Source organism: Mycobacterium pseudoshottsii JCM 15466 (assembly GCF_003584745.1).
Classification (GTDB): Bacteria; Actinomycetota; Actinomycetes; order Mycobacteriales; family Mycobacteriaceae; genus Mycobacterium; species Mycobacterium marinum.
This window is the reverse complement of record NZ_AP018410.1, coordinates 893824-911597: the sequence shown is the minus strand read 5'-3', so window position 1 is coordinate 911597 and position 17774 is coordinate 893824. Positions and strand designations below refer to the sequence as shown.

The 17774-nt window shown below is 64.6% G+C and carries 9 protein-coding genes and 4 pseudogenes; 3 read left to right on the top strand and 10 right to left on the bottom strand.

What is annotated here, in order from left to right:
- Window positions 1–84: 84 nt before the first annotated feature.
- The 4 genes from MPSD_RS04130 to fgd form a co-directional block, all read right to left on the bottom strand.
- Complete coding sequence (locus MPSD_RS04130) at window positions 85–945, bottom strand: endonuclease domain-containing protein (protein ID WP_015354394.1); 861 nt, start codon at window positions 943–945, stop codon at window positions 85–87.
- A gap of 178 nt (window positions 946–1123) precedes the next feature.
- On the bottom strand, window positions 1124–2290 hold the full coding sequence (locus MPSD_RS04125; protein ID WP_015354393.1) for an acetate kinase: 1167 nt from the start codon (window positions 2288–2290) through the stop codon (window positions 1124–1126).
- Window positions 2280–4364, bottom strand: a complete 2085-nt coding sequence (gene pta, locus MPSD_RS04120; RefSeq protein WP_020788794.1) for a phosphate acetyltransferase — start codon at window positions 4362–4364, stop codon at window positions 2280–2282. Before pta ends, MPSD_RS04125 begins: the two co-directional genes overlap by 11 nt.
- A 7-nt stretch (window positions 4365–4371) precedes the next feature.
- Window positions 4372–5382 (bottom strand): glucose-6-phosphate dehydrogenase (coenzyme-F420), encoded by a 1011-nt coding sequence (fgd, locus tag MPSD_RS04115; protein ID WP_020788795.1) that lies wholly within the window; start codon window positions 5380–5382, stop codon window positions 4372–4374.
- A gap of 189 nt (window positions 5383–5571) precedes the next feature.
- Here fgd and MPSD_RS04105 point away from each other — a divergent pair, with 189 nt between their 5' ends.
- Window positions 5572–6324, top strand: a complete 753-nt coding sequence (locus MPSD_RS04105) for an MBL fold metallo-hydrolase (protein WP_011740723.1) — start codon at window positions 5572–5574, stop codon at window positions 6322–6324.
- 23 nt (window positions 6325–6347) lie between these two features.
- Here the strand turns inward: MPSD_RS04105 and MPSD_RS04100 are convergent.
- Together MPSD_RS04100 and MPSD_RS04095 are read right to left on the bottom strand one after the other, a co-directional pair.
- Window positions 6348–10181 (bottom strand): annotated as a pseudogene (locus tag MPSD_RS04100) (type I polyketide synthase); the annotation flags it as partial.
- 30 nt (window positions 10182–10211) lie between these two features.
- Window positions 10212–10544: pseudogene (locus MPSD_RS04095) on the bottom strand (ISAs1 family transposase); the annotation flags it as partial.
- Between MPSD_RS04095 and MPSD_RS04090 the strand changes: the two are divergent.
- On the top strand, window positions 10488–10910 hold the full coding sequence (locus tag MPSD_RS04090) for an MmpS family transport accessory protein (protein WP_372509767.1): 423 nt from the start codon (window positions 10488–10490) through the stop codon (window positions 10908–10910). The pseudogene MPSD_RS04095 and the gene MPSD_RS04090 sit on opposite strands and share 57 nt — an antisense overlap.
- Window positions 10907–13783, top strand: a pseudogene (locus MPSD_RS04085) (MMPL/RND family transporter). The gene MPSD_RS04090 and the pseudogene MPSD_RS04085 overlap by 4 nt, the downstream one beginning before the upstream one ends.
- Here MPSD_RS04085 and MPSD_RS04080 read toward each other — a convergent pair.
- The 4 genes and pseudogenes from MPSD_RS04080 to MPSD_RS04065 form a co-directional block, all read right to left on the bottom strand.
- Window positions 13697–15027: pseudogene (locus tag MPSD_RS04080) on the bottom strand (NtaA/DmoA family FMN-dependent monooxygenase). The pseudogenes MPSD_RS04085 and MPSD_RS04080 overlap by 87 nt on opposite strands.
- Window positions 15024–16142 carry an LLM class flavin-dependent oxidoreductase gene (locus tag MPSD_RS04075; protein WP_086085179.1) on the bottom strand — a complete coding sequence of 373 codons (1119 nt, stop codon included), beginning with the start codon at window positions 16140–16142 and terminating at the stop codon, window positions 15024–15026. Before MPSD_RS04075 ends, MPSD_RS04080 begins: the two are co-directional and overlap by 4 nt.
- Entirely contained in the window at window positions 16139–17245 is a 1107-nt protein-coding gene (locus MPSD_RS04070) for an LLM class flavin-dependent oxidoreductase (RefSeq protein ID WP_086085178.1), read from the bottom strand. The genes MPSD_RS04075 and MPSD_RS04070 overlap by 4 nt, the downstream gene beginning before the upstream one ends.
- Window positions 17242–17748 (bottom strand): GNAT family N-acetyltransferase, encoded by a 507-nt coding sequence (locus MPSD_RS04065; RefSeq protein ID WP_011740725.1) that lies wholly within the window; start codon window positions 17746–17748, stop codon window positions 17242–17244. The genes MPSD_RS04070 and MPSD_RS04065 overlap by 4 nt, the downstream gene beginning before the upstream one ends.
- Between the last annotated feature and the right edge of the window lie 26 nt (window positions 17749–17774).

Genomic DNA, 17774 nt, shown 5'->3' with positions numbered 1-17774 from the left:
CTCGGGTGTGCGATCCGGGCGTAAAAATCCGGGAACCATATCCCTGCCGGCACCTTCGAAGCCGCACACGCGCAGTCAAACTCGCTACGGCACGGCCGATCTGCGCTCAGCCAGGGCAGCGGTCACCCGGCGCAGGATATCGACGCGGCGGTCCTCGGCCACCACCCGTATGACGATCCACCCCATCCGCTCGAGCATTTCACCGCGCCGAATGTCTTTGACGTACTGCTGGCGGTCGCTGCGATGGTGATCGCCGTCGTATTCGACGGCCACCATGTACCGCTCCCACCCCATGTCGAGATACGCGACGGGCATACCGTTGACGCCCAGCACGGGCAGCTGGGTCTGAGGCCGAGGGAGTCCGGCGTCGATCAGGAACAGCCTCAGATAGCTCTCTCGCGGCGACTGTGCTCCCGGGTCGACCAATTCCAGCGCGGTCTCCAGTTGCCGCAATCCACGAGTTCCGCGGTGGTTTCTGGCGACCTGCAGCACATCGGCCACCGTGAACCCGGTTGCGCGCGCCAGCGCGTCCAGCCGTACCACCGCCGAACGCATGGCTCCACGGCGGCCGATGTCGAAAGCGGTGCGCTCGGCCGTGGTGACCGAGTACCCGCCCAGGAACTGAGTTTCGCCATCGATCAGCACGTCGCGGCGGGTCAGCACGCCACGAGGTGGGCGGGAGCGAGCACAGATCAGCTCAACCGGGACGTCCTCGGGAATCCACTTCGCGCCGTGCAAGGCCGCTGCCGCCGCACCGCCGACCGTCGCCGAACCGCGCGACCACAGCCAGGCGGCGGCAATCCTGCTCTGCAGGCACGGGTGCACCCCGGCGGACAGATAGACGTTCGGCAGGACCGGCCGGTACCGGGTCCGCAATTGATGGCGCGTAACCGCTCCACACGCCAGTGCCTTACTACCGATAAACGGAGCTCTCAAATCACACATGACGCGAAGACTCGCACGCCAACCGCGTTCGGCGTCTTCGTCTTTGCACAGGTTCGGCATCGAGTGTGCGCTGTGGGCTTCGGGCGTGCGCCGACGGCACCGCGGCTGGGCAGATTCCGCCCGACAGGCACGCTCAAAGCCCTGGACGCACGCTCACAGATCTCCCGCGCTCGGCTTCCTATACGGCGACCAACACCGAGCAGCAATGCCGGGCAATAGCCAGTTCTTCGTTGGTCGGTATCACCAAAACGGTGACCGGCGAGTCGTCGGCGGAGATCCGGCGCGCGCCACCGGACGGGCAGGCGTTACGCCCCTCATCCAGGCTGATCCCCAGTTCGGCCATCCCGGCCAGGGCGTCTCGGCGCACCGCCGCGTCGTGCTCGCCGATCCCGGCGGTAAAGCTCACCACGTCGGTGTGGCCCAGCACCGCCAGGTAAGCGCCAACGTACTTGCGCAGCCGGTGAATGAAGACGTCGTAAGCCAATTCAGCCGCCGGGTCGCCGTCGTCGATCATTGCCCTCAGCCGGCGAAAGTCCCGCTCGCCTGCCAACCCCAACATCCCGGACCGGTGGTTAAGCATTGATTCGATCTCATCAACACCCAACTTTGCGGTGCGCCAAAGGTATCCAATAACCCCGGGGTCCAAGTCACCACTGCGGGTGCCCATCACCAAACCCTCCAGCGGCGTCAGACCCATCGACGTCTCCACCGGCCGTCCTCCCGCAACCGCTGAAGCCGACGCGCCGTTACCCAGATGCAGCACAATCTGATTCAGATCACCAATAGGCTTGCCCAGGAATTCCGCGGCCTGTTGGCTGACGTACTCATGGGATGTCCCGTGAAAGCCATAGCGGCGAATTTTCCAGACGTCCGCCAACTCGCGATCGATGGCGTAGGTGGCCGCCGCGGGCGGGAGCTGGTGAAAGAAGGCGGTGTCGAAGACCGCGATGTGCGGTACGTCGGGCAGCAACGCACGCGCCACCCTGATGCACAACACCGCGGGCGGATTGTGCAGCGGGGCCAGCGGCGATAGCTCATCGAGCTTGCCGATCACCGCATCGTTGAGCAACGTCGGTTCGTAAAAGTCCTTGCCGCCGTGCACTACCCGATGCCCCACCGCGACCAGGCCGCAGGACTGAAGGTCGATGTCGTCTTCGGCCAAGATCTCGAACACTCGGCGCAGGGCCGCGTCGTGGTCGGGCACCGATGACGATTCTTCGCCGATGCGCTCGATGTTTCCCGTCGCCCGTGACATACCTGAATCGGGTTCGACGAGCTGAAACTTCAGGGATGAGGATCCAGAGTTGAGGACCAGCACAACACGATTCGGACGGCTAGCGCTCATGAACACCCTGAGCTTGAATTGCGGTGATAGCGACGGTGTTGACAATGTCCTCCACCAGAGCACCCCGGGACAAGTCGTTGACCGGCTTGCGCAGGCCCTGCAGTACCGGGCCGATCGCCACCGCACCGGCGCTGCGCTGCACCGCCTTATAGGTGTTGTTGCCGGTGTTGAGATCCGGGAAGATTAGCACCGTCGCCCGGCCGGCAACCGCAGAATCGCGCATTTTGGTAGCCGCGACCGACAGGTCCACCGCGGCGTCGTACTGGATGGGGCCTTCCACCATTAGCTGCGGATCCCTTTCGCGCACTAGTTCGGTTGCCGCTCTTACCTTGTCGACGTCCGCCCCGGATCCCGATGCGCCGGTGGAGTAGGAGAGCATGGCCACTCGCGGCTCGACGCCGAACTGCGCGGCGGTGCGCGCCGAACAGACAGCGATATCGGCCAGCTCCTCGACGGTCGGGTTCGGGATGATCGCGCAGTCACCGTAGGCCAGCACCCGATCGGGCAGGCACATCAAGAAGATGCTGGAGACGGTGGACACGCCCGGAACGGTTCTGATGATCTGCAGCGCGGGGCGAACCGTGTGGGCCGTGGTATGTGCGGCGCCGGAAACCATGCCGTCGGCCATGCCGTTGTATACCAGCATGGTACCGAAATAGGTTGCGTCGTTCATGATCTCGCGGGCCTGCTCGTGGGTGATCCCCTTGGCCTTACGCAGCTGCGCATACTGATCGGCGAACTCGTTGCACAAGCTACTGGTACGCGGGTCGATCACCGTGGCGCTATCCAGGCTGACACCGAGTTCAGCCGCACGCAAACGGATTTCGGCCTCGTCACCGAGAATGGTCAAATCGGCAACGTTGCGCTGCAATAGCCGCCCAGCGGATTTGAGAATCCGGTCGTCTTCACCTTCGGGCAAGACGATGCGCTGGCGATCCGAACGCGCCTGCTGCTGCACGCGGTACATGAACATCTGCGGTGTGGTGACCGTCGGGATCGGGATCGCAAGCTTCGCCAACAGATCCTCGATGTCAACGTAGCGGTCCATCAATCCCAGAGCGGTGTCGATCTTGCGCTGCGACGTCGCCTTGACCCGGCCGCGAGCCGTCGCGGCAGCGCTGGCGGTGTCAAAGGTGCCCAGATCGGTTCCGATGATGGGCAGTCGCAGCCGCAGCCCGGCAACCAGCGAGGCGATCGACGGGTGCAACTCGAACCCGCCATTGAGGACGATGCAGGAAAGCGATGGAAAGCCCTCGGCCGCATGGGCACTGGCCACGGCGAGCACCACATCGGAGCGGTCACCGGGAGTTATCACGGCCATGCCGTCACGCAGCCGCTCCAGCACATGATCGGCGGTCATCCCGGCGACCAGCAGGCTGGTGACCTCCCGGCCCCACAGCGAGGCATCGCCACTGATCGGTGTTCCGTTGACGGACTTCTCCAACTCGGACACCGTCGGCGCGGACAACAACTGTTCTTCGGGCAGCACATAGCTGGGCGGGGCGAAGGCCCGCAACGCATCACCGACGGCCGCCAACTGCGCGGGCTCACATCGGTTGGCCACCACGGCCGCGGTGTGGGCGTGCTGTGCGGCCAGCTCGGCCAGGCACACCGCGACGACTCCGGAGACCTGATCCGCGTCACGGCCTTTTGCGCTCACGGCCAGCAGCACCGGGGCTCCGAGGTCGACCGCGATGCGCGCGTTGACCGACAGCTCGGTGGGCGTAGTGACGTCGGTGTAGTCGCTGCCGACGATCACCACCGCGTCGCACGCATCGGCCATCGCGTGGTAGGCGGCGACGATGTCCGCTATCGCGGCTTCGAGGTCGTCGTGCAGCTGTTGGTAGGTGACGCCGACGCATTGCTCGTAGGACAGTCCGGCAGTGGTCTGCTCCAGCAGCAATTCGAGAATGTAGTCACGCCGCTCGCCGCGGCGGGTGATCGGCCGGAACACACCGACCTTGGCCACGGTGGCGGCCAATCTGTGCAGGATACCCAGGGCAATGGTTGACTTGCCGCTCTCCGGTTCCGGGGCGGCGATGTATATGCCGGTGGCGCCCGAGCCGGTCGACACCTGTTGGTCAGCCAAGTCGCCGCAATCTGGGGGCCAGGTCCTTTTCGAACAGTTCCAGGAACCGGAGCTGGTCGTGGCCGGGCGCGTGCAACACCAGATGGTTCAGACCCCAGGCCACGTACTGGCCGACCTTCTCGACGGCTTCGTCGGGGTCCGAGGCCACGATCCAGCGCTTGGCAATCTGCTCGATGGGCAGTGCTTCGGCGGCCGCCTCCATCTCGATCGGGTCCCCGATGCTGCGCTTCTGCTCGGCGCTCAGCGACAGCGGCGCCCAGAACCGAATGTTGTTCAAGGCCAGTTCAGGATCGGGGTCGTAGGAGATCTTGATTTCGATCATCTTGTCGATGTCGTCGATATTGCGGTTGTTGATCGCGGCGCCTTCGCGGACCGCTGGCATCAGCTTCTCGCTGTAGAGGTCCTCGCCCTTGCCGGAGGTGCAGATAAAACCGTCGCCGGCACGGCCCGCATACTTGGCCACCGCCGGACCGCCCGCGGCGATGTAGACCGGCACTCCCCCTTCCGGCACGTCGTAAATCGAAGCCCCTCGGAGCCGGTAGTACTCGCCGTCGAAGTCGACGCGGTCGCCGCGCCACAGTTCGCGCATCAATCGCACCGATTCGCGTAGCCGGGCGAATCGCTCCTTGAATTCGGGCCAGACGCCCTGGTAGCCGGTGGCAACCTCGTTCAGCGCCTCACCGGTACCAACGCCGAGGAAGATCCGGTTCGGGTAGAGACAGCCCATGGTGGCAAACGCCTGGGCGATGACGGCGGGGTTGTAGCGGAAGGTGGGGGTCAGCACCGAGGTCCCCAACTGCATCCGTTTGGTCCGCTCGCCCACCGCGGTCATCCAGGCCAGCGAGAACGGGGCGTGCCCACCTTCGTGACGCCACGGCTGAAAGTGGTCGCTGACGGTGGCGCTGTCCATGCCGTGCGCTTCGGCGGCCACGGCAAGCTCGACGAGCTCACGCGGCGCAAATTGTTCGGCCGATGCCTTGTATCCGAGTTTCAGTTCAGCCACTAGTTCTTTCTACTCCTAGGCCCTCGGGCTGGGAGTAGGACCTCGGTCGCGACCCGCCGCGCCCGGCTCCGCCGCGCTCGCGATCGCTCCACGCCCTCGGTCGCGACCCGCCGCGCCCGGCTCCGCCGCGCTCGCGATCGCTCCACGCCCTCGGTCGCGACCCGCCGCGCCCGTCCTACACTCGCGGGCATGCCCCACCAGCGCACGGAGCTCGTCCAGGTCACCGACAAGGTCCATCTCGCCCAAGGACCCGCGGTCAACTGGGTGCTGGTCACCGACGAGACCGGTGTCATGCTGATCGATGCCGGCTATCCCGGCGACCGCAACAACGTGCTGACGTCGCTGCGCACGCTGGGCTACGGCCCCGGCGACGTACGCGCGATCCTGCTGACTCACGCCCACATCGATCACCTGGGCACCGCGATCTGGTTCGCCGCCCAGCACGGCACCCCGGTGTACTGCGATGCCAACGAAGTCGGGCACGCCAAGCGCGAGTACCACGAGAGCGCCTCGCCGCTCGACGTCGTGTTGCGCAGTTGGCGCCCACGCACCGCGTTGTGGGGCATTCATCTGGTGTTTAGGGGCGGCCTACGGCGCGCCGGCGTTCCGAGCACGCAGGCCCTGAGCGCCGAAGTGGCTGCGGCCCTGCCAGGTCACCCGATACCCATTCCCACGCCGGGTCACACCAGCGGACATTGCTCATATCTGGTCGACGGCGTACTAGCCAGCGGCGACGCACTGATCACCGGTCATCCCATGCTGCGCCATCGGGGGCCCCAACTGCTACCGGCGGTGTTCAGCAAGGTCCAGGAAAGGTGCATCCGCAGCCTGTCCACGCTGGCCCAGGTGGAAGCAGACACCTTGGCGCCCGGCCATGGGAGCCTCTGGCGCGGGCCAATTCGGTTGGCCACAGAGGAGGCCCGGGCTCGCGCCCAACGCTGAGCCGGCGTCTGGGATCGCGCCCTTTACCCGGCGCGGATCAATCCAGAAATCCACCCGTGAAGCGCCGTCGTTGTCGCATCACTGGATGTGGTGATCATGTCGAAATGATCACCGGGGACTTCAACCACAGAGTAGGAAGCCTCTGCGGTGGCGACTCGCCAGCGATTGATCCGTTCTGCGCGCACCCGCTCGCAGGCAGCTGTTTCGTCCATCGCGATCATGTTGAGCAGCGGAACAGCCGACACGACGGGTTCCCAGGTACCAAAGAGCGCGGCGTAGCTTGCGGCAGCGGTCAACCGGGTCGCATTCAGTTGATCCAGCTCGCGGGCCATGCTGGTCACTCGCCGGGAAAAGAGGGCTCCCGTTTCGTTGACGCCGACCTGATCGGGGTTGTCGGCGTTCACGATCTGGCTCGGCAGATAGGTGTCGATGAGGGCGACTCCGAGCGGTGTCCGTTGGTGTCGCTCGGCCAGATAGGAGCCGAGGGCATGGGCCAACACCCCACCCGAGGAAGAGCCGGCCAGCACCAAATGCGGATGGTCGCCCACGGCATGAAGGATTGCCTGGGCGGCGCCTTCGAGAACCACCTCTCGGTCTTGGGGCAACGCGTCGTCGGGATCGAAACCAGGTAGCGAAAGAGCGTGGACTGAATGGCGGCCCGCCATCGCACGCGCAACATCGAGATACGCATGCGGACTGGACAGGACTGTCAAGGTGGGCAGGCACATCACGGCCACATCCGATCCGCCGCCCGCTAGTAGAACGACCTCTTTCCACTCCCGCTTGGGGACCGGCGTGGTCATCCGCTCGCGGCCGTTGGCCGCCAGCGCGACGATCTGCCAGCCGTCATCATCCCGACCCGCGTCGCACGTTTGAAGAAACAGGTCGGTGAGCGCATCGACTCGATCGAGTTCTGGCGTTGCACCGGTGGGGTTTTGGTGGTGTAGGTGCGATAGCAGGTGATCGGCTAGTTGGGTTGGGGTGGGGTAGTCGAAAGCGGTGGTGGCTGAAAGTGTTACCCCGGTCAGGGTCTTGAGCCGGTTACGTAACTCGACCGCGCTCAGCGAGGTGAGCCCGGCGTCGCTAAACGCCTGCCCGGCATCGAGCTGGGCTGCCCCGTCACGACCCAACACCGCCGCGGTGTGTTCACACACCATCGCCAGCACCGCCGCCTGCTGCTCGGCATCGGACAAACCCTGCAACCGGGCGGCAAACCCCTGGCCCACCGCCGCGCCAGCAGCCTCGTGGGCGCCCGGACCGGCCTCATCGGCGAGCACCTGCCCAACACAAACCTGCTGCCCCACCCCGAACCGATCGGCCAGCCAAAACCGTTCATGGGCAAAGGCATAGGTCGGCAACCCCACCCGCTGCCCACCACACCCGGCCAACACCGAAGCCCAATCCACACCCGCACCCCGGACAAACGCCTGCGCCACCGCGCCCACCACAGCGAAAGGCTCGGGCCGATCCTTACGCAACGTCGGCACCGCCACCACCGACACCTGCGCCAACGACTCCTCGATCAACGACGTCAAACCACCGGCCGGCCCCACCTCAACAAACCGGGTAGCCCCCGCCGAATGCGCGAAACACACACTGTCGGCAAAACGCACCGCCTCCCGAATGTGGCGCACCCAATAATCAGCCGACCCGTAATCCTCAGCCACCAACTGACCGGTCACATTCGAGATCACCGGAATAGCCGGCCGCCCCGCATACACCTCATCAGCCACCGCCCGGAACTGCTCGAGCATCGGCTCCATCAACACCGAATGAAAAGCATGCGACACCGCAAGCCGACGCACCCGCCGCCCCTGAGCCGCCAACCGATCCACGACCACACTGACCGCCTCCCGGGCACCGGAAAGCACCACCGACCCCGGACCATTGACCGCGGCCACACTGACCTGCTCACCCAGCAACGGCCGCAGCTCCTGCTCACCAGCCTGCACCGCATACATCACCCCACCACCGGGCAACGCCTGCATCAACCGCCCCCGCATCACCACCAACAACGCCGCATCCGCTAAATCCAGCACCCCACTGACATGAGCAGCACTCAACTCCCCCACCGAATGGCCCATCACCAAACCCGGCCGCATCCCCCACGATTCCAACAACCGATACAGCGCCACCTCCACGGCAAACAACGCCGGCTGCGCAAACTCGGTGGTGTTCAACAGCTCCGCGTCAGCACCCCACACCACCTCACGCAACGGACGAGCCAAATGCCGATCCAACTCAGCAACCACCGCATCAAAAGCCGCAGCGAAAACCGGATACCCCGCACACAACTCCCGACCCATACCCAGCCACTGCGCACCCTGACCGGGAAACACGAAAACCGTCTTGCCCCCAGGCATCGCCACACCACTAGCCACCCCAACACCCGGACGGCCCTCAACCACCTCAGCCAACCCCGCCAACAACTCATCACGGCCCGCACCGACCACCACCGCCCGATGCTCAAACAACGACCGCGTCGTCACCAACGAATACCCAACATCCCCCGCATCAAGCTCCCGACCAGCCCGCACAAACTCCAACAACCGCCCCGCCTGAGCACCCACCCCCGCCGCCGTCCGCGCCGACACCACCCACGCCAACACACCCGGACCCACCTCAACAACCCGCTCAACAACCCGCTCAACAGCCTGCTCAACAATCACATGCGCATTCGTGCCACCAAAACCGAATGAGGACACCCCAGCCCGCCGCGGCCGCCCCACCACCGCCGGCCACTCCTGAAACTCTTCGACGACCGCAAGTCCCAATTCTGCGAACGGAATATTGGGGTTCGGAACCTCAAACGCGCCGCTGGGCAACAACTGTCCGCGCTGCAGCATCAAGACGGTCTTTATCAGGCCGGCGATTCCGGCTGCGCCTTCCAGATGCCCGATATTGGGCTTGATGCTGCCAATCATCAGGGGCTTGGCCGCCTGTCGCCCGCGGCCAAAGACTTGGCCTAGCGCGTGCGCCTCGATCCTGTCGCCCACCGATGTTCCGGTGCCGTGGGCTTCGACATAGTCGATTTCCGCGGGATCGATGTCGGCACACTTGCAGGCGCTATCAAGAACAGAAATCTGCGCTCTGGGATTGGGGGCCATGATCCCGTTGGACCGGCCATCCTGATTGACTGCCGAACCGGTCAGGACCGCCAGCACGGTTCGCCCGGCACGTCGCGCATCACTGAGACGTTCCAGGACGACAACGCCACACCCCTCACCGCGCACCATTCCGTCGGCTCGCGCGTCGAAAGCGCGGCAGGATCCGGTGGGCGACACCACGCCGGCTTCTTGAAATCCGCGCCATACTTCCGGCGAGATAAGAACGTTTGTTCCCGCCACGACGGCCAGGTCGCATTCCCCCGAAGCCAGGCTCTTGCGGGCCAGGTGTGCGGCGACCAGCGACGATGAGCAAGCCGTGTCGATAACGAGTGACGGCCCGTTCACGTCCAGGAAGTACGAAAGCCTGTTGGCGATGATGCTTGACGATCCACCCGTGTTGTCCCAAATGGTGGGCTTTCGCCCGCCGGGGAACAAGAGCCGCACATAGTCGGTCGACGAGACCCCGACAAATACCCCGGTGTGAGAAAGCTTCAATGTCTTGGGAAGAATCCCCGCGTGCTCCAGCGCGGCCCATGACGTCTCCAGCCGCAAGCGCTGCTGCGGATCCATCAGCGCGGCTTCATCCGGCGGAATGTCAAAGAACTTGTTGTCGAATCCTTCGACGTCTTCCAAGAAACAGCCATAGATCGTCTCTTGTTCGTCGCCGAGCCAGTCCGCCGCTGCCGCACCCAACCTGCGAGCCGGATATTCGGTGATTGCCGATTTCTTCTCGGCGAGAAAGTCCCATAGCGGCCCTACTCAGGGCTCCGGCGTTGTTGATTAGCAGGCTTGTGAGCTGGGGAATTGTGGATTGAGGAGGTCGAGGCGGCGGTTGGCGGTCAAAGCGGTGATCCGGCAGGCTTCGGCGATGTTGTCGGCGCCGTTGAGGCGGTGCAGATTGATCGCGGTGTTGCGTAGCGTTGCTAGGACCTGTGCGCCGTTTCCGGTATGTGCCCTTTGACGGTCTTCGTCGAAGGTGACGTCGCGTATCCAGTGCAGGCTGTTCTCGATTCCCCAGTGTTGACGCATCCAGGTCATGATCGCGGTAGGGCGGGCGTGCTCGAACGGCAGGCTGCAGATGGCATAGACCACCTCCACGCTGCGCTGGTCGGTGTGCCCGGCCGATTCCGAGGCGAGCCGAATGCTCCATGTAGTCGCACAACGACGGCGGCGAGCAATGCCGATTCGATTGTTGCATTTAATCCGAAGCGCGTCCTGTACGAAGTCACCGGCCCGCCAGGATCGTTGGCCACCATCAACTACCTGGACGCCGAGGCCCAACCACACGAAGTCACCAATACGGCGATACCGTGGTCGCTTACCGTCGTGACCACACTTTCAGCCGTCATCGCAAATGTGGTGGCGCGAAGCGACAGTACATCTTTGGGTTGTCGCATCACCGTCAATGGCGTGGTCCGCGCCGAACGGGAAGTCGAGTCATATAACGCTCATACAAGCTGCCTAGTGAAATCGGCATGAGTTCCTTGAATTCAACCGGGTACGTACTTGGCGCCGCCCGGTGGGTGCGGAGATTGTCGCTGCCGATCGTCTTGTTCTGGGTGGGGCTAGCCGTCCTCGTGAATGTCATCGCACCGCAACTGCAAGCGGTCGTCAAGGCGCGTTCGGTGGCGCTGGGGCCACACGACGCTCCGTCGCTACTCGCAATGAAGCGCATCGGCAAGAACTTTCAGCAATTCGAGTCCGACACTATAGCGATGGTGGTGTTGGAAGGGCAGCACGAATTGGGCGAGGACGCGCACCGCTACTACGACAGGCTCGTAGGCAAGCTGGCGCAAGACAAGATTCATGTCGAACATATCGATAACTTCTGGGGCGATACGCTCACCGCGGCCAGCTCGCAGAGCGCCGACGGCAAAGCCGCCTACGTCCAGCTTTATCTCGCCGGGGATCAGGGCGGCTCGCAAGCCAACGAGTCGGTCACCGCTGTGCAACGCATCATCGGCGACATGCCGCCGCCGCCCGGTATCAAGGCATATCTAACCGGCCCGGGCCCGCTAGGCGCCGATCGCGTCATCTACGGCGACCGAAGCCTGCAAGTGATTACCGGTATCAGCATCGCGGTGATCGCACTGATGTTGGCAATTACCTACCGCTCACTTTGGACGGTTCTTTTCACGCTACTGACGGTCGGGATTGAACTCATCACGGTCCGTGGCGTCATCGCGGTGCTTGCCACCAACGGACTGATGGACCTGTCGACGTTTACCGTCAATGTCCTGGTGGCACTGGCGATAGCCGCATCAACGGACTACATCATCTTTCTGGTCGGCCGCTACCAGGAGGCGGTAGCTGCTGGCCAGGACCGAGAACTGGCCTACTACACCATGTTTCGCGGCACTGGTCACGTAGTCCTGACCTCGGGCCTGACCGTCGCCGGCGCGATGTACTGCCTGAGTTTCACCCGGCTTCCCTACTTTCAAACCCTCGCACTGCCGTGCTCGATAGGTCTGTTCGTGGTAGTCCTGGCTTCGCTGACCTTCGCGCCCGCCGTGATCGTGCTCACCAGCCGCTTCGGTGCGTTCGACCCCAAGCGCGCGACCACCACCCGCCGCTGGCGACGCATCGGCACCATCGTGGTCCGCTGGCCCGGCCCGGTGCTGGTGGCCACCCTGCTGATATCGCTGATCGGGTTGCTCGCCTTGCCCAAGTACGAGACCAATTACGACGAGCGCCATTACATCCCCGCCGAGGCACCCTCCAACATCGGCTACCGAGCGTCAGACCGGCATTTTCCACCAGCCCGCATGGAGCCAGAGCTTCTGATGGTCGAGGCAGACCACGACCTGCGCAACCCCACAGACATGCTGATCCTGGACAGAATCGCCAGAGGCATCTTCCACACCCCCGGCATCGCCCGAGTACAGGGCATCACCAGGCCGTTGGGTTCCCCCATCGAGCACAGTTCGATCCCGTTCCAGCTCAACATGCAAAGCGCGGTGACACTCGAGAACCTCAGCGACCTCAAAGAACGCGTCACCGATCTGTCCACGCTGACCGATCAGATTCAACGCATGATCGACATCACCCAGCGTCAGGAGTACCTAACCCGACAGCTCACCGAGGCAAACCACGACGTCACCGCTCATACCAGGCGGATGGAGCAGAACACCAACGAGTTCCGCGACCAGCTCGCGGACTTCGACGACACGTGGCGGCCGATTCGAAACTATCTGCACTGGGAACGCCATTGCTTCGATATCCCGATCTGCGCGTCGCTGCGGTCCCTGTTCGACGCCATCGACGGTGTCGACAAGCTCAGCGAGGACGTCGGCGGTATGGCTCGTGCCACGGATCGAATCGACATGATCCAGCCACAGCTGCTCGCGCAACTACCCCAGTTGATCGCCACGATGCAGACCGTCAAGACGCTTGCCTAAACCCTGGCCAGCACCTTCTCGGCACTGATCACTCAAATGGAGGACATGACCCGCAACTCGACCCAGATGGGCCAGGCACTGGACGGGTCAAAAAACGACGACTCCTTCTACCTGCCACCAGAAGCCTTCCAGAACCCAGACTTTCAGCGCGGACTGACGCTGTTCCTGTCCCCCGACGGCGCCTCGGCCAGATTCGTCATCACCCACATGGGTGATCCCGCCACCGCCGAAGGCATCTCACATATCGACAAGATCATGCTGGCCGCCGACGAGGCCGTGAAGGGAACACCGCTGCAGGCGGCTCACATCTACCTGGCCGGCACCGCGGCCACATTCAAGGACATCCACGAGGGCACCACGTATGACCTGATGATCGTGGTCGTTGCCGCGCTCTGCCTGATCTTCATCATCATGCTGGGCATCACCCGAAGCCCGGTCGCCTCCGCGGTCATCGTCGGCACAGTCGCCCTGTCGCTGGGCTCAGCGTTCGGGCTGTCCGTGCTCATCTGGCAACACATCCTGCATATGCCCTTGCACTGGCTCGTGCTACCGATGGCAATCATCGTCATGCTGGCCGTCGGTTCGGATTACAACCTGCTGTTGGTCGCCCGGTTTCGGGAGGAAATCGGTGCCGGCCTCAAAACCGGCATGATTCGATCGATGGCCAGCACCGGGCGCGTCGTCACCACCGCCGGCCTGGTCTTCGCTTTCACCATGGGCTCGATGCTGTTCAGCGATCTACGCGTGGTGGGCCAGATCGGAACCACGATCATGATCGGGCTGCTGTTCGACACCCTCGTCGTGCGGTCGTTCATGATGCCCGCCGTCGCAACGCTATTGGGCCGCTGGTTCTGGTGGCCACGCCCACTAGCTGGGCAAACCCGCAAGCCCCAGATGGTCTCGCAGCGTCTGACCGGTGTAGGCAGTGCGAAAGGCGCCGCGCTCCTGCAGTAGCGGCACCACCCGGTCGACGAATTCATCCAGACCGTGCGGTGTCAGATGTGGCACCAGGATGAACCCGTCACAGGCATCGGCCTGAACGTAGCGGTCGATCTCGTCGGCGATGTGCGAGGGGGTACCGACGAACTGCTGACGGCTGGTCACCGCGATGACCAGCTCACGGATCGAGAGGTTCTCGGCCTGGGAGCGCTCGCGGTACCGGCGGGCGACGGCGACCGGATCGGCATGGCGGACCCGCCCCTGACTGATGGCGGCATCGGCGATCGGGTCGATGTCGGGTAGTGGACCGTCCGGATCGTAATCGGAGAGATCACGACCCCATACCTGCTCGAGCATCGCGATCGCGGTCGCGCCACTGACCTGCTGGTAACTGATCTGGCGGGCCTTTCCCCCGCCTGGTCCGGGGTATCGCCGATGACAAAGGTTGCCGCCGGAAAAACCTTGAGCTGGTCGGGATCTCGCCCGTAGGACCGCGCCCGCCCTTTGACGTCGGCGTAGTAGCGTTGGCCGTCCCGCAATGACGAGTGCAGGGTGAACATGGCATCGGCATGCCTGGCGCCGAAAGCACGCCCCTGCTCGGAATCGCCGGCTTGCAACAACACCGGGTGCCCCTGCGGTCCCGCCGGCAGGGTGGCGAATCCACGCACCTCGAACTGCGGGCCCGAGTGTTCAACGCTGCGTATCCGCTCCGGATCAACGTAGTCGCCGTTCTCGATGTCGGCCAGCACCGCGCCGGGCGCCCAGCTGTCCCAGAACTTTCGGGCTACGGTCAAGAACTCCTCGGCCCGCTGGTAGCGGTCAGCATGATCGAGATAGCCGCCGCGCCGGAAGTTAGCCCCGGTGAATGCGTCCGATGAGGTGACGATGTTCCAGCCGGCGCGCCCCTCGGACAAGTGGTCCAGCGTCGCGAATTGCCTCGCCACTTCGAATGGTTCGTTGAAGGTGGTGTTGATCGTACCGGTCAGACCGATACGATCGGTGACCCCCGCCAGAGCCGCCAGCAAGGTAAAAGCATCGGGGCGTCCCACCACATCCAGGTCGTGGATTCGGCCACGGTGCTCACGCAGCCGCAGGCCCTCGGCCAAAAAGAAGAAGTCGAACAACCCGCGTTCGGCGGTACGGGCAAGGTGCACAAACGATTCGAACTCGATCTGACTGCCCGCGCCGGGATCGGCCCACACGGTGGTGTTATTGACGCCCGGGAAGTGGGCGGCCAGGTGAACCGGTTTGCGGATCATGACCACAGCCCCCAACGCCGTGCAATCAGCTCATGGGAACGAAGGCGGTCTTGGTGCCCGTGCGTTACCGAGGTCACGACGAGTTCGTCCGCGCCGGCGACCCGCTGTAAGGCCAGCATCCGCTCGGCAACCTCGTCCGGGTTACCGGCGAATTGCGTCGCCAGTCGATCCGACACCACCGCAAGCTGGTCATCGGTCAGCGCGGCGCAATCGTCGGGATCCGGGTAGGGGGCTGCGCCGCCACCAGCCCGAATCGAATACACCCAGTGGCCGTAGCTGGATGCCAACCGCCGCGCGGTCGCGGAGTCTTGGGCAACAACGATGTCGGCCGACACGACGACGTATGGGCGCTGCAGCGCCGCCGACGGAACAAACGCATCGCGATAGGTCTCGATGGCTTCCAGCGCGGTGGCCGGGGTGAGATGATAGCTGGCCACGAAGGGCAGCCCCAGCGCGCCGGCGACCTGGGCGCTTCGCCCCTTGCTGCTGCCGAAGATCCACGGAGTAAGTGCCGCATTCTCACCCGGCACCGCATGTACGTCAAAACCCTCCGCCCGGTAGGTGCCGGCCAGCAGCGCGAGGATGTCGCCGACCTGCTCGGCGAAGTCGGGCGCGACGGCCTCGGGTTGCTGCAGGATCGCCATGGTGGCTTGGACCCGGCCGCCCGATAGCAACGTGCGCAGGTCGAACGGCGGCGGGATCACCACGCCATCGCTTTCCCGCCACTCCGGAGCAGGTTGTGGGGCACGGGATTTGGCTGGGTCCCTCGGCTTCACGCCGCGTCGCTGCGCCGATCGGCCAACGCCCAGGTCGATCCGTCCGGGATGGAAAGCATCAAGCATGCCGAAGCTCTCGACAACCGCGGCCCCAGTGGTATGGCTGAGTTGAACGGCCGCCGATCCCACCCGGATTCGATTGGTGGCCGCGGCGATTTGTCCGATCAGTACGGCCGGTGACGCACTGGCGACAGCCACAAAGTGGTGCTCGGCGACCCAAAAGCGGCGATAGCCCCACCGCTCGGCGTGCTGGGCCAGCTCGATGGTGTTGCGCAGCGCGGTCGCGGCGGTGCTGCCGGCGCTGATCGGTGACAGATCCAGGATGGACAGCGGGATCATCGGCTCACCGCCGCATAGCGGTTGGGCGCCGGGGGCAGGCCGAGTCGCTCCCGCAGTGTTTCGCCGTCCCGATAGCCGGTGCGGAAGCACCCGGCGCGCTGCAACAGCGGCACCACCTCATCGACAATGCCGGCCAGGTCGGTGGCGTTGACGGCGGGCCGCAATCGGGCTCCGTCGATGCCGAGGCGTTGCCAATCCAGCAGCATCTCGACCAACTCGGTGGGGCTGCCCGCCCAGACCAGCGCATCAGATCTGAAGTCGGCGCCATCATGCAACGAAACCACCACGTCAGCAAACACTTTCAGCGCCGCACCGGTTGCCCGCACTTCGCCGAGGATGCTGCGCAGCGAGTCTTCGTCGGTGGGCGTGATGAACACGACGTCGGCGCTGGCCGCGGCAAATTCGTAGATGGGCCCCGCGTGCGCCAGGGCAGCCACCACCGGCTGGCCTTGCGGTGGGCGCGGGGTTATCGAGGGGCCCTTGACCGAGAAGTATGTTCCGACGAAGTCGATGTAGTGCACCTTGTCCCGGTCGATGTATCGGCCGGTGGTCACATCGCGGATGACCGCGTCATCCTCCCAGCTGTCCCAGAGCTTGCGCACCACTTCGACAAAGTCGCGGGCCTCGCCGAAGGCCTCGGCGGATGACTCGCCGCGGCGCACAGTACGACGGCCGAACAGGGCCACTTCGTGCGTCGTTGCGCTGACCCGAGCCTGCCAGCCCACCCGGCCGTGCGAGACATAGTCCAGAGTGGCAATGGCTTTGGAGATATGGAAGGGCTCGGTATGGGTTACCGTGGCCACCGGAATCAGCCCGATGTGCCGCGTCAGCGGGGCAATGCGGGCGGCCACCAGCACCGCGTCGGCGCGTCCCGCCAGCCGCTTGGGGTCGATCCGCTCGCGGCGGCCTGGCTGCGGCATCAAGGTGTCGTCGATGGTGAGGAAGTCGAGCAGCCCGCGTTCGGCTGTGATCGCCAGATCGGCCCAGTAGTCACCGCTAAGCACCGACCGGGTCTGTGCGTCGGCGGCCAACGTCGTTTGCCATGCCTGCGGGTGCCACCCGTACCCGTCCAGCGCCACGCCCAGATGCAGTGGGCGCGTCATGGCAGCGCCTTGCCGAACGCGATGGGCAGAACCGGGCCCTCCGAAGGCTGCGGTGCAGGCAGCCGGGTGTATCCGCAAGCCCGGTACAGCTCTTCGGCCTCCGGCTGACGATTGCCGGTCACCAGATAGACCTTCCGATAGCCGCGAGCGGCGATCTCGCCCTCCAACCTGGCCAGCAGTGCTCGAGCGTGTCCGCGGCGGCGATGTTCGCGGTGCGTCCAGATGCGCTTGAGTTCGGCCGTGTCAGGGTCATGTCGGCAAAATGCTCCGCCGGTGACCGGGCGCCCATCCCGCAGCCCGATCAGCATGCCGCCATCGGGCGGGGCGAACTCGAGCGCCGCGCCGTCCTGCAGCCAGGCCAGCACCGCGGGCTGCTCGACACCGTATCGCTGCGCGTATTCGGCGGCCAGTTCCGTCAGCAACGGCTGAGCCAGCGGATCCCCCAGGGCCACCGGGACAAATCGCAGCTCGACGGCTCCGGTTGGCTGGGTGGCTTCGGGCATCGGTTATCGCTCCAACGCTTTCACTC